The sequence below is a fragment of the Romboutsia sedimentorum genome, from assembly GCF_030131845.1.
GTDB classification, from domain to species: domain Bacteria; phylum Bacillota; class Clostridia; order Peptostreptococcales; family Peptostreptococcaceae; genus Romboutsia_D; species Romboutsia_D sedimentorum.
In genome coordinates, this window is record NZ_JASKYM010000001.1 from 40,445 (window position 1) to 65,068 (window position 24,624).

25 protein-coding genes and 1 other annotated feature are annotated in these 24,624 nt (G+C 26.7%); of the genes, 5 read left to right on the forward strand and 20 right to left on the reverse strand.

Features of this window, described 5'->3' with window-relative positions; all coding sequences use genetic code 11:
• The first annotated feature begins 20 nt into the window (after positions 1 to 20).
• Together rluF and ymfI are read left to right on the forward strand one after the other, a co-directional pair.
• Entirely contained in the window at positions 21 to 719 is a 699-nt protein-coding gene (rluF, locus tag QOZ84_RS00220; RefSeq protein ID WP_284130949.1) for a 23S rRNA pseudouridine(2604) synthase RluF, read from the forward strand.
• Positions 720 to 749: 30 nt separating this feature from the next.
• Entirely contained in the window at positions 750 to 1,490 is a 741-nt protein-coding gene (ymfI, locus tag QOZ84_RS00225) for an elongation factor P 5-aminopentanone reductase (protein WP_284130950.1), read from the forward strand.
• Between the two features lie 45 nt (positions 1,491 to 1,535).
• Here ymfI and QOZ84_RS00230 read toward each other — a convergent pair whose 3' ends face one another.
• Positions 1,536 to 2,654, reverse strand: a complete 1,119-nt coding sequence (locus QOZ84_RS00230) for a sensor histidine kinase (RefSeq protein ID WP_284130951.1) — start codon at positions 2,652 to 2,654, stop codon at positions 1,536 to 1,538.
• Positions 2,655 to 2,977: 323 nt separating this feature from the next.
• On the opposite strand from QOZ84_RS00230, the gene QOZ84_RS00235 reads away from it, so the two are divergent.
• Positions 2,978 to 3,331, forward strand: coding sequence for a hypothetical protein (locus QOZ84_RS00235; RefSeq protein ID WP_284130952.1), 354 nt, complete (start codon positions 2,978 to 2,980; stop codon positions 3,329 to 3,331).
• Positions 3,332 to 3,414: 83 nt separating this feature from the next.
• Here the strand turns inward: QOZ84_RS00235 and QOZ84_RS00240 are convergent, their stop codons facing one another.
• From QOZ84_RS00240 to QOZ84_RS00295, 12 genes are all read right to left on the reverse strand, one after another.
• Positions 3,415 to 3,798 (reverse strand): DUF134 domain-containing protein, encoded by a 384-nt coding sequence (locus tag QOZ84_RS00240; RefSeq protein WP_284130953.1) that lies wholly within the window; start codon positions 3,796 to 3,798, stop codon positions 3,415 to 3,417.
• Between the two features lie 83 nt (positions 3,799 to 3,881).
• A complete protein-coding gene (locus QOZ84_RS00245; protein WP_284130954.1) occupies positions 3,882 to 4,616 on the reverse strand; it encodes a glucosaminidase domain-containing protein in 735 nt (244 codons plus the stop codon).
• 210 nt (positions 4,617 to 4,826) lie between these two features.
• Positions 4,827 to 6,104, reverse strand: a complete 1,278-nt coding sequence (locus tag QOZ84_RS00250; RefSeq protein ID WP_284130955.1) for a Gfo/Idh/MocA family protein — start codon at positions 6,102 to 6,104, stop codon at positions 4,827 to 4,829.
• A 96-nt stretch (positions 6,105 to 6,200) separates the two neighbouring features.
• Positions 6,201 to 6,659 carry a VanZ family protein gene (locus QOZ84_RS00255; protein ID WP_284130956.1) on the reverse strand — a complete coding sequence of 153 codons (459 nt, stop codon included), beginning with the start codon at positions 6,657 to 6,659 and terminating at the stop codon, positions 6,201 to 6,203.
• Between the two features lie 64 nt (positions 6,660 to 6,723).
• Positions 6,724 to 7,965, reverse strand: coding sequence for a peptidase U32 family protein (locus QOZ84_RS00260; RefSeq protein WP_284130957.1), 1,242 nt, complete (start codon positions 7,963 to 7,965; stop codon positions 6,724 to 6,726).
• A 149-nt stretch (positions 7,966 to 8,114) separates the two neighbouring features.
• Complete coding sequence (gene proC / locus QOZ84_RS00265; RefSeq protein ID WP_284130958.1) at positions 8,115 to 8,918, reverse strand: pyrroline-5-carboxylate reductase; 804 nt, start codon at positions 8,916 to 8,918, stop codon at positions 8,115 to 8,117.
• A 168-nt stretch (positions 8,919 to 9,086) separates the two neighbouring features.
• Positions 9,087 to 9,986: an HD domain-containing protein gene (locus QOZ84_RS00270; RefSeq protein WP_284130959.1), complete on the reverse strand. Its 900-nt coding sequence runs from the start codon at positions 9,984 to 9,986 to the stop codon at positions 9,087 to 9,089.
• A gap of 33 nt (positions 9,987 to 10,019) precedes the next feature.
• The gene (locus QOZ84_RS00275; RefSeq protein WP_284130960.1) at positions 10,020 to 11,960 is read right to left on the reverse strand and encodes a [FeFe] hydrogenase, group A; all 1,941 of its coding nucleotides are present in this window, start codon (positions 11,958 to 11,960) and stop codon (positions 10,020 to 10,022) included.
• A gap of 140 nt (positions 11,961 to 12,100) precedes the next feature.
• A complete protein-coding gene (locus QOZ84_RS00280; protein WP_284130961.1) occupies positions 12,101 to 12,289 on the reverse strand; it encodes a hypothetical protein in 189 nt (62 codons plus the stop codon).
• 18 nt (positions 12,290 to 12,307) lie between these two features.
• The gene (locus tag QOZ84_RS00285) at positions 12,308 to 12,586 is read right to left on the reverse strand and encodes a hypothetical protein (RefSeq protein ID WP_284130962.1); all 279 of its coding nucleotides are present in this window, start codon (positions 12,584 to 12,586) and stop codon (positions 12,308 to 12,310) included.
• Between the two features lie 126 nt (positions 12,587 to 12,712).
• Positions 12,713 to 13,108: a response regulator gene (locus tag QOZ84_RS00290; protein ID WP_331496493.1), complete on the reverse strand. Its 396-nt coding sequence runs from the start codon at positions 13,106 to 13,108 to the stop codon at positions 12,713 to 12,715.
• 211 nt (positions 13,109 to 13,319) lie between these two features.
• The gene (locus QOZ84_RS00295) at positions 13,320 to 13,595 is read right to left on the reverse strand and encodes a hypothetical protein (RefSeq protein ID WP_284130963.1); all 276 of its coding nucleotides are present in this window, start codon (positions 13,593 to 13,595) and stop codon (positions 13,320 to 13,322) included.
• 182 nt (positions 13,596 to 13,777) lie between these two features.
• On the opposite strand from QOZ84_RS00295, the gene QOZ84_RS00300 reads away from it, so the two are divergent.
• Positions 13,778 to 14,317 carry a hypothetical protein gene (locus QOZ84_RS00300; protein WP_284130964.1) on the forward strand — a complete coding sequence of 180 codons (540 nt, stop codon included), beginning with the start codon at positions 13,778 to 13,780 and terminating at the stop codon, positions 14,315 to 14,317.
• A 56-nt stretch (positions 14,318 to 14,373) separates the two neighbouring features.
• Here QOZ84_RS00300 and QOZ84_RS00305 read toward each other — a convergent pair whose 3' ends face one another.
• From QOZ84_RS00305 to QOZ84_RS00335, 7 genes are all read right to left on the reverse strand, one after another.
• Positions 14,374 to 14,862, reverse strand: a complete 489-nt coding sequence (locus tag QOZ84_RS00305) for a hypothetical protein (protein WP_284130965.1) — start codon at positions 14,860 to 14,862, stop codon at positions 14,374 to 14,376.
• Between the two features lie 9 nt (positions 14,863 to 14,871).
• Entirely contained in the window at positions 14,872 to 17,436 is a 2,565-nt protein-coding gene (locus tag QOZ84_RS00310) for a UvrD-helicase domain-containing protein (RefSeq protein ID WP_284130966.1), read from the reverse strand.
• A gap of 112 nt (positions 17,437 to 17,548) precedes the next feature.
• Complete coding sequence (locus QOZ84_RS00315) at positions 17,549 to 18,487, reverse strand: dipeptidase (RefSeq protein ID WP_284130967.1); 939 nt, start codon at positions 18,485 to 18,487, stop codon at positions 17,549 to 17,551.
• A gap of 172 nt (positions 18,488 to 18,659) precedes the next feature.
• The gene (locus QOZ84_RS00320; protein ID WP_284130968.1) at positions 18,660 to 19,424 is read right to left on the reverse strand and encodes a DUF3226 domain-containing protein; all 765 of its coding nucleotides are present in this window, start codon (positions 19,422 to 19,424) and stop codon (positions 18,660 to 18,662) included.
• Entirely contained in the window at positions 19,424 to 20,425 is a 1,002-nt protein-coding gene (locus tag QOZ84_RS00325) for an AAA family ATPase (RefSeq protein ID WP_284130969.1), read from the reverse strand. Before QOZ84_RS00325 ends, QOZ84_RS00320 begins: the two co-directional genes overlap by 1 nt.
• A 284-nt stretch (positions 20,426 to 20,709) precedes the next feature.
• Complete coding sequence (locus tag QOZ84_RS00330; protein ID WP_284130970.1) at positions 20,710 to 21,480, reverse strand: DeoR/GlpR family DNA-binding transcription regulator; 771 nt, start codon at positions 21,478 to 21,480, stop codon at positions 20,710 to 20,712.
• A 330-nt stretch (positions 21,481 to 21,810) separates the two neighbouring features.
• Positions 21,811 to 23,124 (reverse strand): Na+/H+ antiporter NhaC family protein, encoded by a 1,314-nt coding sequence (locus QOZ84_RS00335; RefSeq protein WP_284130971.1) that lies wholly within the window; start codon positions 23,122 to 23,124, stop codon positions 21,811 to 21,813.
• Between the two features lie 162 nt (positions 23,125 to 23,286).
• Positions 23,287 to 23,541, reverse strand: a binding site (T-box leader).
• Between the two features lie 169 nt (positions 23,542 to 23,710).
• Here QOZ84_RS00335 and QOZ84_RS00340 point away from each other — a divergent pair.
• The gene (locus tag QOZ84_RS00340; protein ID WP_284130972.1) at positions 23,711 to 24,511 is read left to right on the forward strand and encodes an EcsC family protein; all 801 of its coding nucleotides are present in this window, start codon (positions 23,711 to 23,713) and stop codon (positions 24,509 to 24,511) included.
• Positions 24,512 to 24,624: the final 113 nt, after the last annotated feature.

Consider the following 24,624-nt stretch of genomic DNA (forward strand, 5'->3'; position numbering starts at 1 on the left):
TGTAGAAAAAGGAGACAAAAATGAGACTAAACAACTATATTAGCTCAACTGGAATATGTTCTAGAAGAGAAGCTGATAAGTTAATTCAGCAAAAAAAAGTATTGATAAATGGTAAGATGGCTCAAGTTGGTCAAACAGTAGAACCTGGAGATATTGTTAAGGTTAATGGTAAAAAATTAATACAAAAGAAAAATGACGTGTACATAGCTTTAAATAAACCGGTTGGAATTACTTGCACAACAGAGCGTCACATAAAAGGTAATATTATTGATTATATAAATTACCCTGAGCGTATATTCCCTGTTGGTAGATTAGACAAGCCATCTGAAGGTTTAATTATACTTACTAATGATGGGACTATTGTAAATAAAATATTAAGATCTGAAAACAATCATGAAAAAGAGTATGTTGTTACTGTTAATAAAAACATTACTCAACAATTTATAGATAATATGGGCAATGGTGTTAGAATATTTAACCCTGTAACTAATAAGCATGTAGTAACTAATAAGTGTAAAATTACTAAGGTTAATAATACTACGTTTAAAATAATTTTATCACAAGGATTTAATAGACAAATACGTAGAATGTGTGAAGTTTTTGGGTATGAAGTTAAAAAGCTTCAAAGAATTAGAATAATGGACTTAACACTTAAAGGTATTGCCCCTGGCAAATGGAGAAAGTTAACACCTGATGAAGTAGAGAGTCTTTTAAAATAAATTATAAAATTAAGGTGAAAGGATAAATACATGAATAATAAAACAGCTTTAATAACAGGTTCATCTCGCGGTATTGGTCGTGCAACCGCAAAACTACTTGCCAATAACGGCTATAATGTATTAATAAATTATAACAAATCTGAAAAAGAGGCTATGAATCTCTATAATGAATTAAAGTCTCAAGGGTGCTCTGTAAGTATTTATAAAGCAGATGTCTCTAATGTAAATGAAGTTAATTCAATGGTGAAATTTTGTATTGGACAATTTGGACGTATAGACGTTTTAGTTAATAACGCTGGTATTGCTAAAGATCAGCTGTTTACAGATATAACAAATGAAGATTGGAATGAAATTATGAGCGTTAATTTAAATAGTGTTTTCTATACTACTCAAATAGCTCTTAAATATATGATACCTGAACATAGCGGTAAAATAATAAATATTTCATCTATATGGGGACTTGTCGGCGGATCTTACGAAGTTCATTACTCAACATCAAAAGCTGCTATAATAGGTATGTCAAAAGCACTTGCTAAAGAGCTAGGACCATCTAATATTCAAGTTAACTGTATAGCGCCTGGTGCTATACAGACAGATATGCTAAGTAATGTCAGTAATGAAATATTAGAAAATCTTAAGGATGAGACTCCTCTAATGAGATTAGGAACCCCTGAAGATATTGCCAATTGTGTATTATTTTTAGCTAGTGATAATTCTAATTTTATAACAGGACAAGTAATAAGCCCAAATGGAGGATTTGTAATTATATAATATTAAAGCTCTGGTTAAGATATCCAGAGCTTTAATATTATATAGTTAGACGTTATATACATCTGAAAATTCAACATTACATTTTTCAATTCTTAGATGTTCTTTATCTTTTTTTATGTACTTAATATCTTTTTCCTCAACTAACCTAATAGGAATTTCAAATATAAATTCTGAACCAATACCTAATTTACTTTTAGCATATATTTTACCTTGGTGCATTTCTACTAGAGATTTTACTAGTGACAAACCTATTCCACTGCCTTCAGATCTTTTGCTATATTGACTATCATCTTGTACGTATCGTTCAAATATAGATGGTAATTTTTTTTGACTAATTCCACTTCCACTATCTTTTATAGATACAACTATTTTAGAATCACAAGTTTTTATATAAACATTTATTTCTCCGCCTAAATCTGTGTATTTAATTGCATTTGAAAGTAAGTTCAGAACAATTCTTTCTATTTTATCTGGATCACATGCTAATATTGTTTCTTCTGAGTCTGTATCAAAAATTAGTTTTATTCCTTTTTCTTCCATATAACTAGATACTGATAAAGTTATTTCTTCTATTATATTTATAATGTCGTGATTACCAAGTTGCAATTCATAATATCCTGTATCTATCCTAGTCATATCTATAAGATTATTTGATAATCTAAGTAGTCTATATGAATTTTGCTTTATACATTTAGTGTGCCTATTTAAGTCTATTTCACTTTTTGATATTATATTATCATCTAAGATATTCCTTTCTAATAGCTGCATAGTTCCAAGTATTATATTTAGAGGTGTCTTAAATTCATGAGATATATTAGCAAAAAATTCATTTTTTATGTTTTCTATTTGTGAAATTTCCTCTGTGTTTTTAGATATGATAAATATAGATTGTTCTCCGTTAAAACATTTTCTAACTATCTTACTATTTAGTGATACACAATTTTTGTCTTTATTGTAAAAATTCAAATCCATATTATATTCTGTGTCTATATTTTTAATAAGATCAAAATCTTTGTTAAATAATATATTATTTATATTTATATTGTCTAATTCATTATTTTTGTAGTTTAATTTATTCAATAGTGTTTTATTGCAAAACTTGGTAACTCCATTTTCGCCAATGACTATTATATAGTCATTAATTGCATTTAAAATATCTATCATTAGTATTACTCCCCCTAATACACTTACAATAAATTCTTTTCGTATATTATATAGTATAGCATGTTATTTTGTTAAAAAGGGTGCTAAATGTTATTTTTTGTTAACAACATATCTTTTTCTGTGAATAAGTTAACCTTTTTTGTTGATAAATGTTATTATACAGTTAATATTTTATCGATTTTTGTTAGTAATTTTATTTTTATAGATTATTTCCAGAGATTTTTTCTAGCATTTAATATAACTTTTTTTATATTATTAAGACTATTTATTCATTTTATGATAATATTAATAAATGAAAATTATAGAAAGATATAGGTGATTTAATGGACTTATTACAATTTACAAATCCAAATTTATTTAAAAGTATATGTTTGGACCAAGAAACTTTAATAATAGAAAGCAAAGATTCTAAGTATACATTTCATATAAACTTTAAAGATGAAATTAAAGGAGTAGATTTTTATGAGTTAGCTATTGCAACTCAAACTTCTTCTGGTTACATAAATAAATCTGGAACTGCTAAAGTTATACAAAATTTTATAATTGAAACACTTAGCAATCAAAATGTACCTATACCTAAAGAAGACGACATTAAAAGCAGTAAACCTAGTTCTAAAAAAATTATAAGTAAATCTAATAGTTCTAGTAAAAAATTTTATCAGAATATAAAACGTTAATTGTAATATAATTATTTTATATTTTAATTAGAATAGTTATAAAAAATAGCATATATATTAATTTATATGTTATTTTTTATAAACTACATATTACAAAACCCAGCTTCTTTATTTGTCATTATTTCCTTAGAAAAACAAAGTGGGCAAATTATTTCATTTTTAGTATAGTCTATATTATATATTTCACCACAAACTGCACACCTAAATTTACATAACGTTTTAATAGGTTGTTCTTCAATAATTCTAATAACCCTACCCTCAGTTAAAGCTCTACCTATTTTTTTTCTGGCATTAATTATTATATATTGAAGCTCATTTACTGATAATTTCATTTTTTTAGCACATTTTTTATATTTTAATCCTTCCACGTCTACAAAATTTATAGCTTTTATCTCTTCTAACGTTACTTCTATTTCTTCTACGGTTTCATCCTCTCTTTGTTGTGGAACGAAACAATTTAAATTCATGCCTAACTACCCCCTTACAATAAATATATATGAAATAGTTACGATTATATTATCAGTTAAAACTATAAAATGTTTAAAGTATTTTATAAAGCATATAAGTGTTTATAGGTTCTAAGGAAATCAGATGCTAATTTGTCTACTTTCCCATTCCAATTTTTACCCTCTCCCTCATCAGGACAGTAACTTAATTGTACATCATCTACAGACACGCCCTTATAATATAATCCATTTTCTGTTAAATAATTTTTTGATAAATGTTTAGCTGTTTGTAAAATAGATTCAGATTGAGTTTTAAATAATTTTCCTTTTGAATCCTTACTATAAACTTCATATCCAGTAAGGTTATTATCCTCTACAGCTCTTCTAGACGTTGCAAATCCACTTTCAAGCGCAACTATAGCGGCCATAGTAAAAGCATTAACTCCATGTTCTTTTTCTGCATCTACAAATGCCTTTGACAAGTGGGACATAGTAGATGCACCTTTATAATTTCTAAATACATTATTTAACTCTTCTTCTGTTATGCCACTAACTAAGGTCATATCATCCCTATTATATGTTACTTTTAGTTTTCTTTGTTTTTCTGATTTAACTTTTTCTACATGCTGAATTTTTAGTTTTTCAGCTTCTATAACTTTTTTATCTTTATCCTTAGATACTTTTTGGATATTAATACTTTTAATTGAATGTGAATTATTAATATTTTTCATTGAGCTTAAATTTGAATTATCCAGTATGTTTATCTTTGATGATGAATCAATCCGTAACATCATACATGATAAACATATTAAGCTAACTGTTATTTTACTCAACCTCATATTATTTATCTCCTTGCTTTTTAAATAGCTATTTTTCACCTTTTATATAGTTCAATATCCTATTTTATATCTCCTTTATACATTTTTCTGTAGATATATTTTAAAAAAGCATTTTTTTACATAATAAACTAACTTCCGATTCAAAATATCACTTACTCTCAATATATACTATTCTTTTATTGTTTTATTTATGTCGTATTCTGTTTTTTATTATCGTGAAATTTTTTTATTATTTTTAGCATCTTGATAAAAATTATCAACATTAACTACTTTATAGTTTAATCTTGAATACTCTGCTGCAAAAGCCATTATATGACTTTCTATGGACTGTGTGGCAGAAGTTGTCATTTCTTTATTGTTAGAAGCTACCAAAGATATAAAATCTTTTATAAGAGCGTAATCTCCACCTCCGTGGCCACTTTTGTTTACTATCGGATGTATTACAGTATGAAAATCATCTGAAAATTTATGTATATCTATAATATTTTTAATATGATTACCACCAATTTCTCCATGTGTAAACATAAGTTTTATAGTCCTAGTACAGTTTTCTGTAAATGCAGACAAATTAAAAGTAGCTGTGACTTTATTCTCAAATTCTAAGATACTTACCATATGATCAACTACATTGTTATCACACTTATAAACACATCTTCCATATGGACCATCTATTATAGCCTTTTGTAGATTTTCTTTAGTTGGATTATGATGAACTGCGTTTAATGATCTAACTATTTTATCATCTTCTAGATATATCTTTATAGATGAATAAGGGCATTCTTTTTCATTTAAACAGTTTACACATTGATATGCCATATCTTCCTTAAAATTGTCTTCTCTCATATGGGTCAAATTTCCAAATGATGATATGTATTTACATTTGCTCCCCGTTAGCCATAATAGTATATCTAAATCATGGCAACTTTTCGACAGTATAAGAGGACTTGTCTCGTTGCTATTTCTCCAATTTCCCCTTGTATAGCTATGTGCAAAATGCCAATATCCTATATTTTCATTATGTTGAATACTTACTAATTCACCCAATTCTTTACTATCTATTATTTCTTTTAATTTATTAAAAAATGGAGTATATCTCAACACATGACATACCATAAATATTTGATTATTGTATTTTTTAGCTAACTCACCTAATTTTATTATTTTATCTAAATTATTAGACATAGGCTTTTCTAAAAGAACATGATATCCTTTTTCTAAAGCTAATTTTGCTGGTTCAAAGTGCGACCCATCGTTATTAGCTATTATTAAGGCATCTGCTATTTTTTCTTTTGATAATAAATCTTCCCACGTATCAAATGTATTTTTATTACTTATATTATACATAGTTTTAAACAGTTCTCTTTTTTCTTTAATAGGTTCTGCTATTGCTATAACTTCTCCTACGTTTGGGTTTTCTAATAAATATGGTGTATATGCATACATCCCCCTGCATCCTGCACCTATTACTGCTATAGTTATTTTTTTCATACTATCACCTCTTCATGTATACTTACCTACTTTATATAAGTAGTATTTATTTTTTAAAAATATGCAAAAAAATAAAGCACAAGCACAATTTAGTACTTACACCTTATTCATTGTAAATTTATATAGTATAGATATTAACGTTAATCCTATTAACATACCTATACAGTCAATTAATACATCTTGTAGCATACATGCTCTTCCAGGTACAAAGTATTGGTGTATCTCATCACTTACTGCATAAAGCAAACTTATAGCAAATGCGTATTTAAAAGAAGCACTTATATATTTTCTGTGAGAGTATATTGCAATAAATAGCAGAGAAGCTAATAATCCATAAGATATCATATGAGCTGATTTTCTTATTATAAAAGATGCACCTTTTGAATCATATAACTTGTTTACTATATCTTTCATTACTCTATTGTCCTTTACCATAATGTTTATAGTGTTTATTACTCTATCTGATTGAGTTGTTGAAATCGTTGCTGGCTGGTTTGAAAAATAAAATATCGTACTCATCCACAACAAAACTAATACTATAGAAATTTTTTTCATGATAATCTCCTATGTCAAATTAATGTATTGACTATTATAACATAGATTATGAATATACTCATTATTAAATTGTATTTATAGTTACTATTGGCTTTCTCAACATATAGTCTACATCTACTTCTATATCTAGCTTCATTTTTACTATTTGTCTAGCATGAGGGGCTGACTCTATAGTCTCATCATTTTCATTATACATTTCAATTATAGTAGCCTTCATAGTATTTTTAAATGGCCCTATAACCTCTATTTTGTCTCCTACGTTCATTTTGTTTCTTTGTTCTACAATAACAAGATTTTTTTTCAAATCATGTCCTCTCACTATCCCTATAAAATCATAATTTCTAATGTATGAAGCTGATTCATAGTTATGGGCATTAGAGTTTGGTTTATTTAAATAAAACCCTGTATTATAATCTCTATGACTTCCTTTTTTAAGTTCATTCAACCACATAGGATTAAACTTCCAATGTTCTGGGTTTTTATAATATTCATCTAGTGCCATTCTATATGCTCTTACAGTTGTAGCTACATAATAAGCTGTTTTCATTCTTCCTTCTATTTTTAAGCTTGTTATTCCACTTTTAATTATTTGAGGTATATGTTCTATCATACATAAATCTTTTGAATTAAAAAAGAATGAGGCATCTATTCCTTCCACTACTGGTTCAAATTTTCCTTTACTTACTTCATCAACTAAAGTATATTTCCATCTACAAGGTTGAGCACATGCACCTCTATTAGCATCTCTACCCGTTGTATAGTTGCTTATTACACATTTTCCAGAATATGACATACACATAGCACCGTGCACGAATGCTTCTATATCCATATCATCTGGACAATTATCTTTTAATTCTTTAATTTCTTTAAATGATAATTCTCTAGCCATTACTACTCTTTTAGCCCCTTGGCTATACCAAAAATTAGCAGCAGATGCATTGGTTGTACTAGCTTGTGTACTTATATGTATTTCCATATTTGGTAATGTTTCCTTAACAAACGCAAACACACCTGGATCACTCACTATAACTGCATCTACACCTATTTCATCTAAATCTAATAAGTAACTCTTTAGTTGTTCAAATTCTTCATTTCTAGGTATTATGTTTATAGTTATAAATACTTGCTTTCCTCTTTCATGTGCAAAATTTACACCTTCTGTCATATCTTCTTTCGTGAAGTTTTTAGCGGCAGATCTCATACCAAATATTTCTCCACCTATATAGACTGCATCTGCTCCGTAAGTAAAAGCTATCTTTAATCTTTCTAGATCGCCTGCTGGTGCTAATAATTCTACTTTATTCATATTGTCTCCTTTGCTTATCTATATATAATTCAGTTCTTTTATTATTTTTATTTTTAACTAAACAATTATACATAAAATCTTATATAACCTATACATTATACATTATATTATTACTTTTATAAAGTTTTATATAAATTACAAGCAGTTTATTAATTCATTTCTTTTGATTTTGCTATGCATGCTTCTATACCTTTTATAACTGAATTTCTTAAACCTTCAGCTTCTAATGTTTTTACCGCTTCTATAGTAGTACCTCCAGGTGAGCAAACCATATCTTTAAGCTCTCCTGGATGTTTTCCGCTTTCAAGTACCATTTTAGCGGAACCCATTACAGCTTGAGATGCAAATTTATAAGCTTGAGATCTTGGCATTCCTGCAGCAACTGCGGCATCTGCCATAGCTTCTATAAACATAAATACATATGCAGGAGCAGATCCACTTACTCCTATTACCGCATCTATTAAGTATTCTAATACTACTTCACTTTTTCCAAATGAATCAAAAATAGTTTTAATGGTATTTAATTCCTGATCTGTTATATTTTTATTTTTGCAAATAGCACTCATTCCTTCGTTTACAAGTGCAGGTGTATTAGGCATAGTTCTTACTATCTTTTTATCATTACCTATAATATTTTCTACCGAAGCTATAGTTTTACCAGCTGCGATTGTAACTATGATTTTTTTATTGTCTATAAGATCTTTTACTGAATTCAGTACTGAATCATATATATTAGGCTTTACTGCTACTATTATTATATCTGATTTTTGTATTACTTCTCTTGAATCTTTAGTAGTATTTATATTAAATTCATTTTTAACATTTTGTAGCGTATTATCACTTAAAGCGGATGCAATTATATTATTTGATGATACTAATTTTGACTTTATCATTCCGCCTATGATTGCTTTTGCCATATTCCCACAGCCTATAAATCCTATTTTTTTATCCATATTTTTTCTCCTTATGTATTTATAAATTATTTAATATCTTAACTTTAAAATACTATATCCATATAATTTTGTCTATATAGGTTTATTAAAAAATAGGTATATGTAAAATAATACTAATAAATAATCATATGAAAAGTGGTTATTTACTAGTATTATTTATACAAATTACTATAAGTAAAGCTTAGTATCTATTGCTTTATCGTAATCAGACCAATTATTATAGTCAGTATTTTTCTTAAGTTTAGTAATTTTATTCATAACAGCATCAACAGTATCTGCATAATTTAATATAAAAGACTCTTCCATATTAGTAGCTTTTGGCGAACCATATTCAACTTTTCCATGATGCTGTACTATGCACCCTTTTATTCTTCTTACAAAATCTTCACTAAAAGAATAATTTATATTATTTAAAGCTCTATCTATTAGTTGAATACCTATAACTATATGCCCTTCTAGTTCGCCTTGTAATGTGTATTTAAATGGACCACTATAATCAAGTTCATATATTTTTCCAATATCATGTAGTTTAGCGCTTAAGACTGCTATTTCTATTCTTCTACAGTCATATCTTTCGCAAAATACTTTTGTTAGATACATTACATTAAGAGTATGTTCTGCTAAACCACCTATATAATTATGGTGCATTGCAATGCCTCCTATAGATTGTTTAAACTTTTTTAAAAACTCATCATCTTTAAAAAAATAATCATTTAGTTTTTGACCTTCCTCAGATGTAATACATTGTTGAGATATCGTTTCTATTTCATTCATTATATCCTCTATAGGCTTACTCGAAGTAGGAAGATAATCTTGTATATTATAATTTAACACTGTTTTAAAATTTGAAACATCTAGTATTTTATTTTTTTTACAGTCAATATTTATTACCAACCCGGTTTCTATTTTTTTATTTGTAGGTAATTTAGCTTTTATTTGTCCGCTTTTATCACTAAGGATACATAAATACTTGTCTCCATCTTTATATAAACGTTTCATTATCATAAGAGATGTTTTTAAATTCTCATTTTCTTTTATATCTTGTAGAAAGATTTTTTTATCATTCATATAATCACACTCATTTCTTTTATCTTTAATTTCCTATTTATCTTTCTTTACCCTAACAAAATATTTTGTGTGTAAAAGTTCATGTGCTTTATGGCTTAGAGGAAAATCTAAATACTTATCATATATAGCTAAAACAGCAGGATTTTCATATGATCTTCTAATTGTTAATGACTTATCTATTGAATTTAAGCCTTCAGCCCTTTTTTGTAGTGTTGCCATTCTATTTTTTGCTTTAGGTTGTCCCCCTCCTCCGACACAACCGCATGTACATGCCATAATCTCTATAGCATGAAAAAATTCTTCTCCACTTTTTATTTTATCAAGCATTTTTGCTGCTTCTTTTAGTCCATATGTTATTCCTATCCTAAGCTCAATATCTCCAACTTTAAGTTCACAAACTCTAAATGAATCCCAACCTCTTAATGCTTCAAACTCTATAATGTCAACTCTTTGTCCTGTCATTTTTTCAACCGCTGTTCTTGTAGCAGCCTCTATGACTCCACCGGTTCTACCAAAGATAATTCCTGCACCAGTATATTCACCCATTACTGCATCTATTGGCTCATCTTTTATTTCATTTAAATTGATTCCTGAGTCTTCGAATATTTTTATTAACTCTCTAGTCGTTATTACATAGTCTACATCATAATTAAGACCTCTCGAAAATTCAGGTCTTGATGCCTCGTATTTTTTAGCAATACATGGCATAATTGCTACTGATGTAATTTGATCTCTTTCAAGGCCATGTTCTCTACCCCATAAGTCTTTTGCTACAGTTGCAAACATCTGCATAGGTGATTTAGAAGTTGATGGTACATCTAACATATCGCTATAATTCTGTTCTATAAATTTAACCCATGCAGGGCAACAAGAAGTAAGTATAGGCAATTTGACATCTTTATCACCTTTAAGATATTTTTCTACTCTTTCTTGTAGTTCAGCTGCTTCTTCCATTATTGTTAAATCTGCTGCCCAAGTAGTATCAAACACATACTCTACTCCTAATTTTCGAAGAGCTGCTGCAATTTTATTTTCTAGGTTAATTCCAGGTTCAAATCCAAAAGCTTCTCCTATAGCAACCCTTACAGCCGGAGCCATTTGGGTTATCACAACTTTATTTGGAGTAGCTAAATCTCTAAGGAATCTAAATGTATTATCACCAGCAGTGATAGCGTTAACCGGACATGCTGCTATACATTGCCCGCAATGGGTACATCTAGTATAGTCGATTTCATGATGTTGCTTTTGCTCTCCATTTATACAATCTACAGGACATGCCCTTTTGCAAGCTCCACATCCTATACATTTTGATGTTATTGTTAGTTTTACAAGGTGATTACATTGTGATGTAGAACATATATGTTCTTCTATATGTTCTTCAATTTCTCCATAAAATTTATCTATGATTTCTTCCATTATATTATGAGTTTGATTAACTTTTTCTTTTACTGTAGCTGTAAGTCTTCTCAATAAATAAACATCACGCATATTAGCTCTACCTTTACTTATTTTATCTAGAAGCTTGCATATCCTAATTATTTCTTTTCTTGCAACTTCATATTGCTCAATTGCTCCTTCGTGCATCTTACCAATTAAATAATCCACATAAAATTTAGCGTATTGTATTATACAATCTTCTTGAGATAGTATAATTATATTTCTACTAGTTCCTTTGTCAAACAAACTAAAATCTAACTCTTTGGATAGGCTATTTTCTGTTAAAAATCCTCCAAATGGTATTCCAAGTTGGGCTGCTTTAAATCCACTATCGTTTAATAATCCTCCTGCAAGCGTTATAACATCGGCTAATGTAGCTCCACCTGGAACGTCAATTATTCCAGGATTGTTTATTTTACCAGAAATTGCTATATTTCTGGTTTCTTTATCTGTTATTTTTTTTAGTTCTTCTTCACTAAAAACAGAAAATACAGATCCTAGTGAACTTTGTATTATTGCTTGTTTTTTATTTTGCATTTTGGCACTCCTTATATATAATGCTTACTATTTTATTTTAAATTTTTCATTTATTCTTTAATTTTTCCATATATACATAATTTTATACTTTTCTTTAAATGCATAAAAGCTATAGGTTAATTAACCTATAGCTTTTATGTTTATGAATTTTTTATTATATTTTTATATCCAGTATAAGTCGCATAAAAATATCCTATATAAACTACTATGAATATCAACACTGTTATAAGTGATGAAGTTTCTATGTCTGGATTACCATACATCTTTATAAATTCATTCACTACATCAATACCAATTATAGCATGTATAAATGCTAACTCTAAGGGCAATGTAAAGTATATCAAGGTTTAAACGAATATAGTTTTATTTATCATTTTGTCATTTGCACCAATTCGCTTTAATGACTTATATCTTTCAATGCTATCACTAGCTTCTGATAGTTGCTGAAGAGATAACACTGCCATGCTTGATATTAAAAATACAATACCTAGGTATATACCTATAAATAATGTGGTAGTCGTCATTCCTTTATTCTCTGTATATATTTTATTTTTAGTTTCTACCCCTATATGCCCACCTTTATCATAATCAATCTTTCCATCCTTATAATCTCTATCTAATTTCAAAAGCTTTTCTTCAGATTTAGAAGCATTAATATTATTTTTATTAAAATTAACATTAATGTATGAAGTTTCTATTTTTATATTGTTTGTTAGTTCATTTATTTCTAGATATTATTGTTTCTTTATTTTTCATAAGATATGCCCAAATGCTTCTATACTACCTTTAGATAAATTAAGTTTTAAATCTTTATATGTAAGTATGTCCATATTGTCCATATCATTATATGTTCTTTTTAATACAGAACTTATTCTAGCTAAAAGTATTTGAGTATTATATGGCTTAGTTACAAAATCGTCTGCTCCTAAATTTATACTCATAAGTTCATCCATATCGCTATTTCTACTTGTTACTATGATTATAGGTATACTTAATGTCTTTCGTAGTTCTCGACATATATAAAAGCCATCAAATACTGGTAAATTTATGTCTAACAGTATTAAGTGTGGTTTTTCTGATTTAACATAATCCAATATATTTTCAAATTCCTCTGGTGCTCTAACTTCATATCCATATTTAGTTAACAAAATTTAGTTAACAAAGAATCTAGTTCATCTCTTATTACCTTAGAATCTTCTATTATCATTATTTTCTCCTTTTGCTATTGACTTACTATTATTTAAAATAAATTCAATATAACACATATCTAATATAACTATTATGCATTATTATTTTTTAAATATGTGTTATATTTTATTACTTAACTTCTATTACTTAACTTCTATTACTTAACTTCTATTACTTAACTTCTATTATATAAGCTACTGATTGTGGTGGTATACTCATAGTCATTATGTTTGAGTGATATACAAAAACAAAATCTCCAATGTTTAAATCATCTACTGATATTTCATTGTATTCGCAATTTAGTATTATAGTTTCTTTAGAATACACCAATCTTATAAATGTGTAAATATCATTAATATCTTTAGCTATGGTTATATATTTATAATCAGAATTTGAGCTATTTGATATTTCTACTATGACGCCATTTTTGTAACTACAACATTTCATACTTTATTCCTCCTAAAAAGATATATTATTAGTTTATTCATAAATACATTTTTAGTGTAGGTACTATTTTTAAAATGTATTGAAATATGACCCAAATAGTAACCTATATTCTAAATTATCCATAGGTTACTATGTGGTTATTTATTTTATTGATGTAACTATTATTAATGGGAGGTATTGTTGTGAGAGATGTAGATTTAAAGTTTATAGAACCAGAAGATGTTTTTCAAACTATAGAAAAATGTGATAATAAGAAGCTTAAAATAAGTTATTGCTCACTAACATTAAATGGAAAGTGTATGAATAGTAAAAATGCAATTATCAAAATAAATAAAATCCATAGAAATTGTGGATTTGTAGAAGGCGTGATTCTAAAAGATAATGAACCACTTGAAAATATAATATTAAAGTCTAGCCAAATATTAAGTCTAGAATGTGTTAAAGGTAGTCAAAAGCCTGACAAACCATCTATTTTTGAAATCATAAAAAATTGCAATGGACTAATTCGCATAACGCAATGTACAAAATTGGAAAAGGGTATATGTAAAGATAGTAAAACATTTAACTTTATGGTTACTCAGATTGATGAAAAAAATAAAAATATAAAAGGATATAGAATAAAGAGCAATGGCCAACCTGAGTATATGGTTCTTGATAGTAGCACAATATTAAAAGTAGAATGTTTATCCCCTAGAGAGGCTTTTAACATGTCTTTTAAATAAAGCCTATAAAAGTAAAACGCTCTTATTTAGTAATTGCGTTTTACTTTTATATATTTTTAATTTTTATTCTCTTGTTCTGATAATTCATCTGACTTATATTTTTTTTCTAAACTTAGCGATAATATATCCTTCATAGATAAAATTAAGTCTTTTTTGAATTTTTCATTTTCATCTTGTCTATTTTTTCTTTCTAACTTTATTTCATGCTTAATGCTTATTAAGTTTTCATCAACACTAATTAAATGCATTTTTAAATTTTGTAAATCTTGTTTTATATCTTCTCTATATAATTTCAAATTAATAAATTTATTATATTCATCATTTACATCTTTTTGAACTTTATTTAAATTATTTATACTCTCTACCAAGCATACTGATTTTCGTGTTAAATCTTCAACTTTAGTTAACTCATAGACTTCTGACATTGATATATCTAATTTTTCTAAAACACTTTCAAGCCCCATTAGGGCACTAGTTAACTTTTCTGTTTCTTCTAAACTTTTCTCAAATCGACTTATTAAATTTACTATATTATTTTCATTCATATTCATCACCTAATTTTCATATCTTTTCTTTAAAATTTTTAGTGTCTCATTTATATAATCTATATTTTGCTTATTCTTATTTATTTTAGTTTCTATATGATTTTCGTATAAGTGGTAAAACTGTTTAGTCCATAACTCCTTAGTGTCTTTTTGAAATGCTATTTGCACCGGATCTACTCCTAGTTCTTTAAATTCACTTATTATTAATTCATATGGTTTATTGCTAAGTACATAGCATTTAAGTAGTTTTGTATAGTTTTCAACTTCTATATAACATTCACTAGCAAGAATATATTCTTTTAACTTTAATAACTTAGCACCTGCCTCAGAGTATTTGCCCTTTTCTTTTAATAATAGTGCTTCACACCTTTTTATGCAGTGACTTATATTTTTAGATTTAGATTTTTTATATTGAAATATTGCTTGTTCATATTTTTCTTTAGACTCTAAATATTGACCCTCTTTAAAATAATCATCATCATCTGATACATAATCAAACTTTAGTTCATTTTCATTAAATGTATTTATGTTTTGTATATGTTCTTTTATTTCTTCATATAAAGTTAAATCATCTTCGTCTTCATAAAAGCAAATATATTCTCTAGCTCTAGTCACAGCAACATATAGCATATTAAAATAGTATCTATATAAAGAATGATTATCATATATTATACCATTAAAAATGTCATTCCATTTTTCTTTATACTTAGATACTATATTTAAACATATAATATAATCTTTTTCTATTCCTTTAATTTCACTTAATGTAAATACCGACTCTTCTATACCATATTCATGTTTCAATTGTACTTTATCTCCCTCATCACAAACTAATATTGCAACGTAGTGCCTATCTTTTACCATTTCTAAAAGTTTCCTTTTACTATATTCACATTGATTTAATAGAAATGGCTTACTAGTACTTTCCCTTATTGATTTTTCTATACAATCGTTTCTTTTATTTTTATAAAGCTTTTCTATTCTTAAGTTTGCAATCTTATTGGATAAATCAACTATATCACTACAGCTTCTATAATTAATCTCTAGTACCTTTTTATAAAATTTATCGTAAGCATTGCTAAAGAATAAGCTTTCTATACGAGTAGTATTAAAAAATGTAGGATTTATAGTTTGATTGAAATCTCCACTAAATAAAATATTCAAAGGATTATTTACTAACTTATACATAAGGTATATTTGTATTTCTGTTAAGTCTTGAATTTCATCGATCAAAATAAAATCATATTTTTTTATTTTGCTATCTTTTAAACTTTTCAATACAATTCTAGTTACATCATTTTCGTCGTATAAGTTATTTTTAGCTAGCCACTCTTGATATTTAAAAGCTATATCATAAATAATAGTTCTATCACCTTTGCTATAAATAGAGTATTCATTTGGTAAATTTAAGTAAATATTCTTGTCTATTAGTTTTTGGCTTATTATTTCTTCTTCTATTTTTATTTGCATTTTCTCTAAATCATAAAAAATGTTAAGCTTATTTTCTATTTTATTATCTTTCAAAATTTTCTTAATTATATCTACATTAGTATTTAAGCTAAATACGTGATTATTAAATGTTGCAAATTCTTTATTTTGTAAGTACTCTAAAGTATCTATACAATATTCAGTTTTTTTAAATTCAATATACGGCATCCAATTTATTCCTACTAATCCTTTTATGATACCTCTTATTTCTTTATATATATCAAAAACATCTATAGATAATTGCTTTACTTTACTATTTCTATTTGCACTATCATAGAACCAATTCTTAAAGTCCGAGAATTTTATTGGTCTTATTTTATTAGAACTATTATATAAATATTTACTTAAATAATTAAAATTTACATCGCTATTAAAATCAGATTTACCATTTTGTGAGCATATGTATTCAAACATTAATTTTATTTCATTCATCAAAAGTTTAGAATATGTAAAGTATCCAATATTAATAGTTTGACCTTTATATAAAGAATAGATTTTATTTACACCCACTGTAGTTTTACCACTACCTGCACTTCCAAATAAAAATAGTGGATTTAAATTTGGTCTTAAACATTCTTCTTGCTCTTCATTAAGATAATAAATAGCATTTTTTTCATCTTCTTTTATAAGCTTTAATAATGTTTTATTATCTACTATACGAGTTATAACTTCATTTGGACTATAGGAATAAGTTTTGTAATTTTTATCTATTAGCTCTTCAAATATTTCATCTTTATCTATGTTAAAATAGCTTACATTTATTTTTAGATGCTTCGCTCTCTTTATTTGATTATCATGATTGCAGTAATCAAGTATTATTAATGAATTTTCAACTTTAAACGAGTCTCTAATATTAACTACTTTAGATGCAAAAGTAAAAAGAACTCTATTAGATATATCTACTCTAAATTTAAATATTTTATCGTTTCCTTTTATTTTTCTTACTGAATAGCTATTTGGTATATTTTTAATTTCATTATTATTTTTTTGTAATTCATTTATAAATGAATCTACCTTTTCTAGTATAATTCCTTTTTTTTCTTTAGGTAAATTTTTCATAAAAATTTCTGTTATAAGTATTTTCATATTTTTATTCTTTAGAAGATAAGATTTTATATAATAAATAAGTATTAGTATATATGTTAATAATCATATCTTTTTCTCCTTTGCCTGTGCTCTATACATTGATATTATTTATCTATAATACATCTTTTATAACCCTTAATGCATTTTTGTACATAATCTTTTCTATATCGTCTTCTTTAAACCCATTTTTATAAAGAACATCTTGAAGCTTATATATTTGACCTATATTTTCTATTTCTACCTTATTAGAAATTCCATCAAAATCAGAACCTATAGATACAATATCTATACCACCAATGTTAACTATATGTTTAATATGAGTTACTATATCTTGTACTGTTGGTATATCGTTATTGCCTAAGAAAAAATTACAAAAATTCAAGCCCATAACGCCTCCACTGTTTGCTAAAATTTTTATCATATCATCAGTTAAATTTCTACTAACATCCTTTATACTCCTCGCATTTGAATGTGAAGCTATAAAAGGCTTTTTAGAAATTTTAGCTATATTATAAAAACCACCATCATTTAAATGAGATACATCTATTAACATACCTAATTCATTCATATATCGTACAACTTCCAAACCAAAAGGTTTTAATTTATTAATTTCACATCCCTTTTGATTATGAGAATACCCTATTTCATTCTCATAATTCCACGTCAAAGTTATTAACCTTACTCCTTTTTCATACACTTTATATAGGTTTTCAATACTTCCATTAAGTGCCCCACCTTCTTCTATTGAAAGAATTGCTGATACTTTATTTTGTTTAGTATTTAAAAGTATTTCTTCATAATTTCTAGCTAGAGCGATTTTATCTTTGTTATTATTTAGTTCATCAAAAAACTTATTTGCCATAGTTTCAAATCTATTGAATGGATCTTTTTTATAGTTATTTAAGTCAAAATATAGAGCAAATATTTGCGCTATAGAATTAGCTTTTTGTAATTTTTGTATATCTATCGAAAAATCATTATTGTATAAATTTGATTTAGGTTTATTCATTAGTAAATCAATTGTATCGCAATGTAAATCTATTAGTTGCATTTTAACATCTCCTTTTATTAAAATTATATCATATATTGTATTTTTACTTGTTGTATTGATTTTTGTTTACTTAATTATTTTGTATTTTTGATAAGTGTTTTATTCCTACTGGGTAATAATTGTTTTTAGTAAAAAAAGTAGTGTAGAATGCTTTTTTTACTAAAAACAATTATTATATAATATCTATGATAAAATCATAAAATTTCTTTATAGCAGGACTATATTCCATACTTTCTTCACTAATCCAATTGTCGTATCTTATAGATGTCTGGTTAGCTCCACCAGGCTGAAATACATTAGCTATGCATCCCACTTTCACCTTATTTTCACTAGACCTACTCCAATTGTATTTATATCTATCATCTATCTTTTGCATATATTCATCTACATTCTTTAGTAAATCACTGTAAACTATGTTTGCACCTTCAAGTAAAAGATTTTCTAAAGTACCTTTAGATTTATTATTTGGAAAAAAATAATTATGCAAAGGTATAATTTCACCCCTTACTCTACAATGTCCTATTAGAAAATCCTTTTTATTAACAATCCTGTCTTTATTATATTTTTTAAATTTTTCATCAAAAGCTTCTTTAAATTCATATTCATCTGCATCAAATATTGCACAAATCCCATTTATTTGCTTCAGCTCAATTTTATTCATATTGCTTAAATACAGATCAATATCCGTCAATATGTTTGTAGCTCCATTTGATGATACTATTACTATACATAAGTCATTTTTCAAAAAATATGCTGGTATATGTATATGCCTATCTAGTCTGTCATTTATAAAAGGATAATTTCTTGGCACTCTTATTTTCCATATTTCTGGCAACTGGTTTATATTTTTAGCTTCTATATACTTATTAAGTAGCAATACTCTAGCTACACAATTTACATCATGGATACCTTCTACAAAGAATATAAAACTTTTCACTATCTCACATCCTGACCTAGTAAAGTTCTTATCTCTTTCAACTTGTTACCTGAAAATTTGGTTCCATATACTTTTTCTTCATAGAGTTCTACTCTAAAACAAGATAGTATGTCTATTTCATCCTCTAAAGCTATTATCATACCGTCTATTGCTTCTAAACTATGTGTTGTACATATAAGTTGAACCTCAAATTCCTCACATGCATCTATAAACCATTTAAAAACTTCATTTATCATATTTTTGTGTATTGCAGTTTCTATCTCGTCAACTAAAAGTATTCCTCCTTTAGCACTAATAACAGCTGATGCTAATGTCAAAACCTTTTTTATGCTATCTCCAAAACTAAATAAAGGCATAAACCCGTATCTCTTATGGTTTATATATGTAGTCTGAGGATTCTCTTTGTTATTAGTATATAAAACTTTAAAGTCTAATATATTAGAATCAAACATTTGTAATAAATTCATTATTTTATCTTTATCACTTTCTCTTATATTTTCTATAGTTTTATTAATAAGACCATCTTTAAAATGATCATATGGAGTTATATATATAATTTTTATAATATCATAACTACTACTATCTCTAATAACTTGACTTTGTTTAAAAACCATATCTTTTTTTATTAATTTTTCATCGTCTAACTTTATACTTAAATTACCTTTAAATATTTCTTTGTCTAATTTTCCATCTATCTTTAATTGTCTATTTAATCCGTTAATAGTTGAATTTATTTGTATACTCTTTGAAACCTCTTGTTCTTTTGGAAATATTTCTAGAAATAATTCAAATCTTGTTGGGTAGGTAGTGTCTCTTCTTGATATGTGCTTTAGCATAGTTTTCATGCTATCTTGGCTTTGAAGTAATGATATTGCTTCTAACAATGAGGTTTTTCCACTGTTGTTATTTCCTACTATTATATTTATATTTGATAAATCTTTTAGCTCTAAATTTTCTATTCCTTTAAAATGTTTTATATTTAAATAACTTAAGTAATTCATACCACCACTTCTTTCATTTATTATATATTTAAGTATATAATTTAAAAGTAATTAATATAACTTTTCTTTAATTATTTACTTTTTTATAACTTAGATTGTACATGTGATAATGGAAAAGAATTTTCTAAGTTTAAGCAGATAGAGGAGGTAATAAAAATACAAATGTTATTCTTAGACAGTACTTTGCAAAAGGGTTAATTTTACAATTCAAGTAAAAACAAGGACATATTGATAATTTCGTCAATATGGTCCTTGTTTAATTTTAACTACGTATGTATCCTTTGTTATTTAGATATAATTAATTCTAAGTCATACTCTCTTAATTTGTTCAATATATTACTATCAGAGATTTCACTTGTAACTATACCTGTAAAATCTCCTATTTCTGAAAATTTATAATTCCCATCTCTGTTAAATTTATTAATTTCATTTAGTATATAACAACTTTTACTCGACTTTAATACAGTCATTTTAGTAATACCATCTTCTACTCCACATGTGGATACACTATTTTCATATACATCTATACCAACGACCCCTAAAAACGCAATATCAAATTTAAATCTATTTATTAAATCTATAGAAAATGCTCCTATAAACCCATCTTTACATTTACTAAATGTACCTCCTATAAATATTAATTTTATATTACAATCAGTTGCAAATATTTGCATAATCTCTATCATATTTGTAACTACAGTTATAGATAAATTCTTTTTTAAAATAACCTTTGCTAATTCAATATTTATAGTTGATATCCCTAAAAAAACTGTATAGTTATCTTTTATAAGTGGCTCTGCATTTTTAGCTATCTTTTTCTTTTCTTCTAAATCTACACTTTTTCTATAATCTATATGTACATTATGAACATTTTGTCTAATTAGAACAGCTCCTCCATATGTACGTTTTAATAAACCTTTTTTTTCAAGAGAAGTTAAATCTTTTCGTATGCAATCTTCTGTTACATTAAAATCCTCGCTTAAAGTCTTAACCCTTACTTTCCCATATTGATTTATTTTTAAAATTATTCTTTCATGCCTTTCTTCAACAAACATAACACCCTCCTTATATTGCAATTGATCTTTACTTACTATTACATGAAGTAAATTATTATTATTATTAGATATTATCATATAATTAATCAGCTGTAATAATATTATTATTATTTATTATTGTTTTAATCATTTTCTCTATTTATTTTTATTGTTTTTTATTGATTATTATTGATTTTATTCCTAATTAATAATATAATAATGTTAAAATATATAAAATAGCGTTATAAGGTAATGCTTAGCGTTATGTTTTATATATTTTAACATTATTAAAATTTTAACTTCATAAAAAAAGGCAGGTATCTCAACCTGTCTTTTGTTTATGAAATTATGCTAAGCTACATTATGTGACTTAACTTTGTCAATTATAGGTTTTGAAAAAGCTATTGATAAAATACCACATACAAACATTAAACCAGGATAGTAAAGGTATGGTAATATTTCAACTGGAGATATTCCAGCTACTCCTGCTGCTGTTAAAAGTTGTGCCCCATAAGGTATTACACCTTGCCAACAAGATGAAAATATATCTAATATACTAGCTGTTTTTCTTGGGTCTATATCATATTTTGTAGCTATATCTTTTGCTAAAGGTCCAGCTGCCACTATTGCTACTGTATTATTAGCTGTACATAAATCTATAACACTAACTAATGCTGCTATTCCAAACTCTGCTCCCTTTTTACTATTTATCTTACTAGTTACAAAATAAAGTACATAATCTATGCCTCCATTAAACTTTATAAGCCCTACAACTCCTCCAACAACTATAGATAGAAGACTTAATTCATACATCCCACCTATTCCACCAGATACAGCTTCTATAAATCCTAATAAATCAAATGATTTTGTTGCAATTCCTATGATTCCTGCAAATAAAACACCACTTCCAAGTAATGCAAATACATTTACTCCACATAAAGCACCTACTAAAACTAAAATATATGGCAAAACTTTTATTAGTTCATACTCATAGCTTTGGTTAGGTATTGCTATATATCCTGACGTTATTACTGCTAATAATATTACAGTTATTATAGCTGCTGGTAAAACTATTAAAAAGTTAACTTTAAACTTATCTTTCAACTCGCATCCTTGAGTTCTTACAGCTGCTATTGTTGTATCTGATATCATAGATAAATTATCTCCAAACATTGCACCACCTACAACTGCACCTATTACTAATGATACTGGAATACCAGTCTTTTGTGCAATCCCAAGTCCTATAGGAGCAAGTGCTGCTATTGTACCAACTGATGTTCCCATAGAAACTGATATAAAGCATGCTATAATAAACAAACCTGGCACTAAAAGATTCGATGGAAGTATTGATAGACTTAAGTTTACTGTTGAGTCTACTCCTCCCATTGTTTTAGCTACGTTTGAAAAAGCTCCTGCTAATAAAAATATTATAACCATTAAGATAATATTAGTATCTCCTGCACCTTTACAAAATACATTCATCTTTTCTTCTAAATTTACTTTTCTATTAAATAATAATGCCACACCTCCTGCTATTAAAAACGCTACTATTGATGGCATTTTATAAAAATCCCCAGTTATAATTCCACTGCCTACAAACAATACTAAAAATACACCTAATGGCAATAAAGCAAACGGATTTCCTTTTTTGATTTCATTTTTCATTTTTATATCTCCTTTTCATAATCATATTTTTGATTTATGTTATTTTTGATAAATTTCAATTTTATTTCTAAGTTTCTTAATTATATTTATAAAGAATCTAGCCCGCGCGTAGCTAAACTGCTTTATTAAACATAAAAAAACTCTCGACCCTAAGAACTTAATCCTAGGAACGAGAGTTGACACTTCGTGTTACCATCCTAATTTGTTTGTACTTCACAATACAAACCTCATCAAGTACGCCAAAATTTTGGTTATACTTTATCACTGTAACGGGTGAACCCGTTGTAGCCTAAATCTAAAAGATCTCGGTACACCGCTCCAAGGCCATTTTCATTTTAATATCCTTTGCTCTCTCTCACCAATAAGAACTCTCTGTATAAGTATTTTTAAAATTACTTTCCTTTTCATCGCATTTATTTTTGATTTATTTATATAATACAGTGCTCAATCTTCTTTGTCAATTATTTTTTTTAAAATAATATATTTCTAATATATAACTACTATGTTATACTCTATTTTGCAGCTTTACTTATCATGATCTAAATAGTATTATAGTACTATAAAAAATTTAAAATAGGTGATAAATATGAATTGTTATGATTATACAAAGTTACAAGAATTGCAAAATTGGAAATCTAAAATGAGAAAAAAACCTTCTATTATTAATAAAGCCTCAAAAGCAACTCAAAATAAATTCAACAATATGTTACCAGATAATTATCATAATATACTTACTTCTGCTATTAAAAATATGACAAAAATAGTTTTATTTGGATCTAAATATATTACTAAACAACCTATGTATAACCTTTCTTTAGAGTCAAGAGATCTTTTAGCTTTAGAAAAAATAAAAAACTATAAAAATACTGCTATGATTGAAGGTGCTGGTACAGGTGCCGGTGGTCTACTTATTGGTTTTACTGATTTACCTCTTTTACTTAGTATAAAAATAAAGCTTCTTTATGAGCTTGCTAGTATTTACGGCTTTGATATTAATGATTATCGAGAAAGAATCTATATATTAAATATATTTCAACTTGCTTTCTCAAGTCAGGAACATGCCAATAAGGTATTTAATAAGATGGAAATTTGGGATAGTTATAAAAATACTTTATCTAATGATATAAATGATTTTGATTGGAAAGAGTTTCAACAAGAATATAGAGATTACATTGATTTAGCTAAATTACTTCAATTAGTTCCAGGTATCGGTGCTTTTGTAGGTGCTTACGTTAATAATAAGTTAGTTGATAAGCTTGGTGAATATGCTATGTACTGTTACCAAATGAGAATTTTAGATGATAATGAAATTAATATTAAAGATAAAAATAATGATACAGGGTTTTTTAGCAAATATAAAAATTTTGTATTTACTAAAAATAAATAGCTATATATTTAACTAGGATTAAATAATCCTAGTTTTTTTATTGTATTTTTAAAAAACGCTTGTAATATTAATACTGTTTGTTATATTATATATATAACAAAGTTTTCATCTAA

Bases quoted from the DNA above. Each gene is read 5' to 3' on its own strand.
- rluF (WP_284130949.1), top strand. From the start codon at position 21: ATGAGACTAAACAACTATATTAGCTCAACTGGAATATGTTCTAGAAGA.
- ymfI (WP_284130950.1), top strand. From the start codon at position 750: ATGAATAATAAAACAGCTTTAATAACAGGTTCATCTCGCGGTATTGGT.
- QOZ84_RS00230 (WP_284130951.1), bottom strand. From the start codon at position 2,654: ATGATAGATATTTTAAATGCAATTAATGACTATATAATAGTCATTGGC.
- QOZ84_RS00235 (WP_284130952.1), top strand. From the start codon at position 2,978: ATGGACTTATTACAATTTACAAATCCAAATTTATTTAAAAGTATATGT.
- QOZ84_RS00240 (WP_284130953.1), bottom strand. From the start codon at position 3,798: ATGAATTTAAATTGTTTCGTTCCACAACAAAGAGAGGATGAAACCGTA.
- QOZ84_RS00245 (WP_284130954.1), bottom strand. From the start codon at position 4,616: ATGAGGTTGAGTAAAATAACAGTTAGCTTAATATGTTTATCATGTATG.
- QOZ84_RS00250 (WP_284130955.1), bottom strand. From the start codon at position 6,104: ATGAAAAAAATAACTATAGCAGTAATAGGTGCAGGATGCAGGGGGATG.
- QOZ84_RS00255 (WP_284130956.1), bottom strand. From the start codon at position 6,659: ATGAAAAAAATTTCTATAGTATTAGTTTTGTTGTGGATGAGTACGATA.
- QOZ84_RS00260 (WP_284130957.1), bottom strand. From the start codon at position 7,965: ATGAATAAAGTAGAATTATTAGCACCAGCAGGCGATCTAGAAAGATTA.
- proC (WP_284130958.1), bottom strand. From the start codon at position 8,918: ATGGATAAAAAAATAGGATTTATAGGCTGTGGGAATATGGCAAAAGCA.
- QOZ84_RS00270 (WP_284130959.1), bottom strand. From the start codon at position 9,986: ATGAATGATAAAAAAATCTTTCTACAAGATATAAAAGAAAATGAGAAT.
- QOZ84_RS00275 (WP_284130960.1), bottom strand. From the start codon at position 11,960: ATGCAAAATAAAAAACAAGCAATAATACAAAGTTCACTAGGATCTGTA.
- QOZ84_RS00295 (WP_284130963.1), bottom strand. From the start codon at position 13,595: ATGAAATGTTGTAGTTACAAAAATGGCGTCATAGTAGAAATATCAAAT.
- QOZ84_RS00305 (WP_284130965.1), bottom strand. From the start codon at position 14,862: ATGAATGAAAATAATATAGTAAATTTAATAAGTCGATTTGAGAAAAGT.
- QOZ84_RS00310 (WP_284130966.1), bottom strand. From the start codon at position 17,436: ATGAAAATACTTATAACAGAAATTTTTATGAAAAATTTACCTAAAGAA.
- QOZ84_RS00315 (WP_284130967.1), bottom strand. From the start codon at position 18,487: ATGCAACTAATAGATTTACATTGCGATACAATTGATTTACTAATGAAT.
- QOZ84_RS00325 (WP_284130969.1), bottom strand. From the start codon at position 20,425: ATGAATTACTTAAGTTATTTAAATATAAAACATTTTAAAGGAATAGAA.
- QOZ84_RS00330 (WP_284130970.1), bottom strand. From the start codon at position 21,480: ATGTTTGTTGAAGAAAGGCATGAAAGAATAATTTTAAAAATAAATCAA.
- QOZ84_RS00335 (WP_284130971.1), bottom strand. From the start codon at position 23,124: ATGAAAAATGAAATCAAAAAAGGAAATCCGTTTGCTTTATTGCCATTA.
- QOZ84_RS00340 (WP_284130972.1), top strand. From the start codon at position 23,711: ATGAATTGTTATGATTATACAAAGTTACAAGAATTGCAAAATTGGAAA.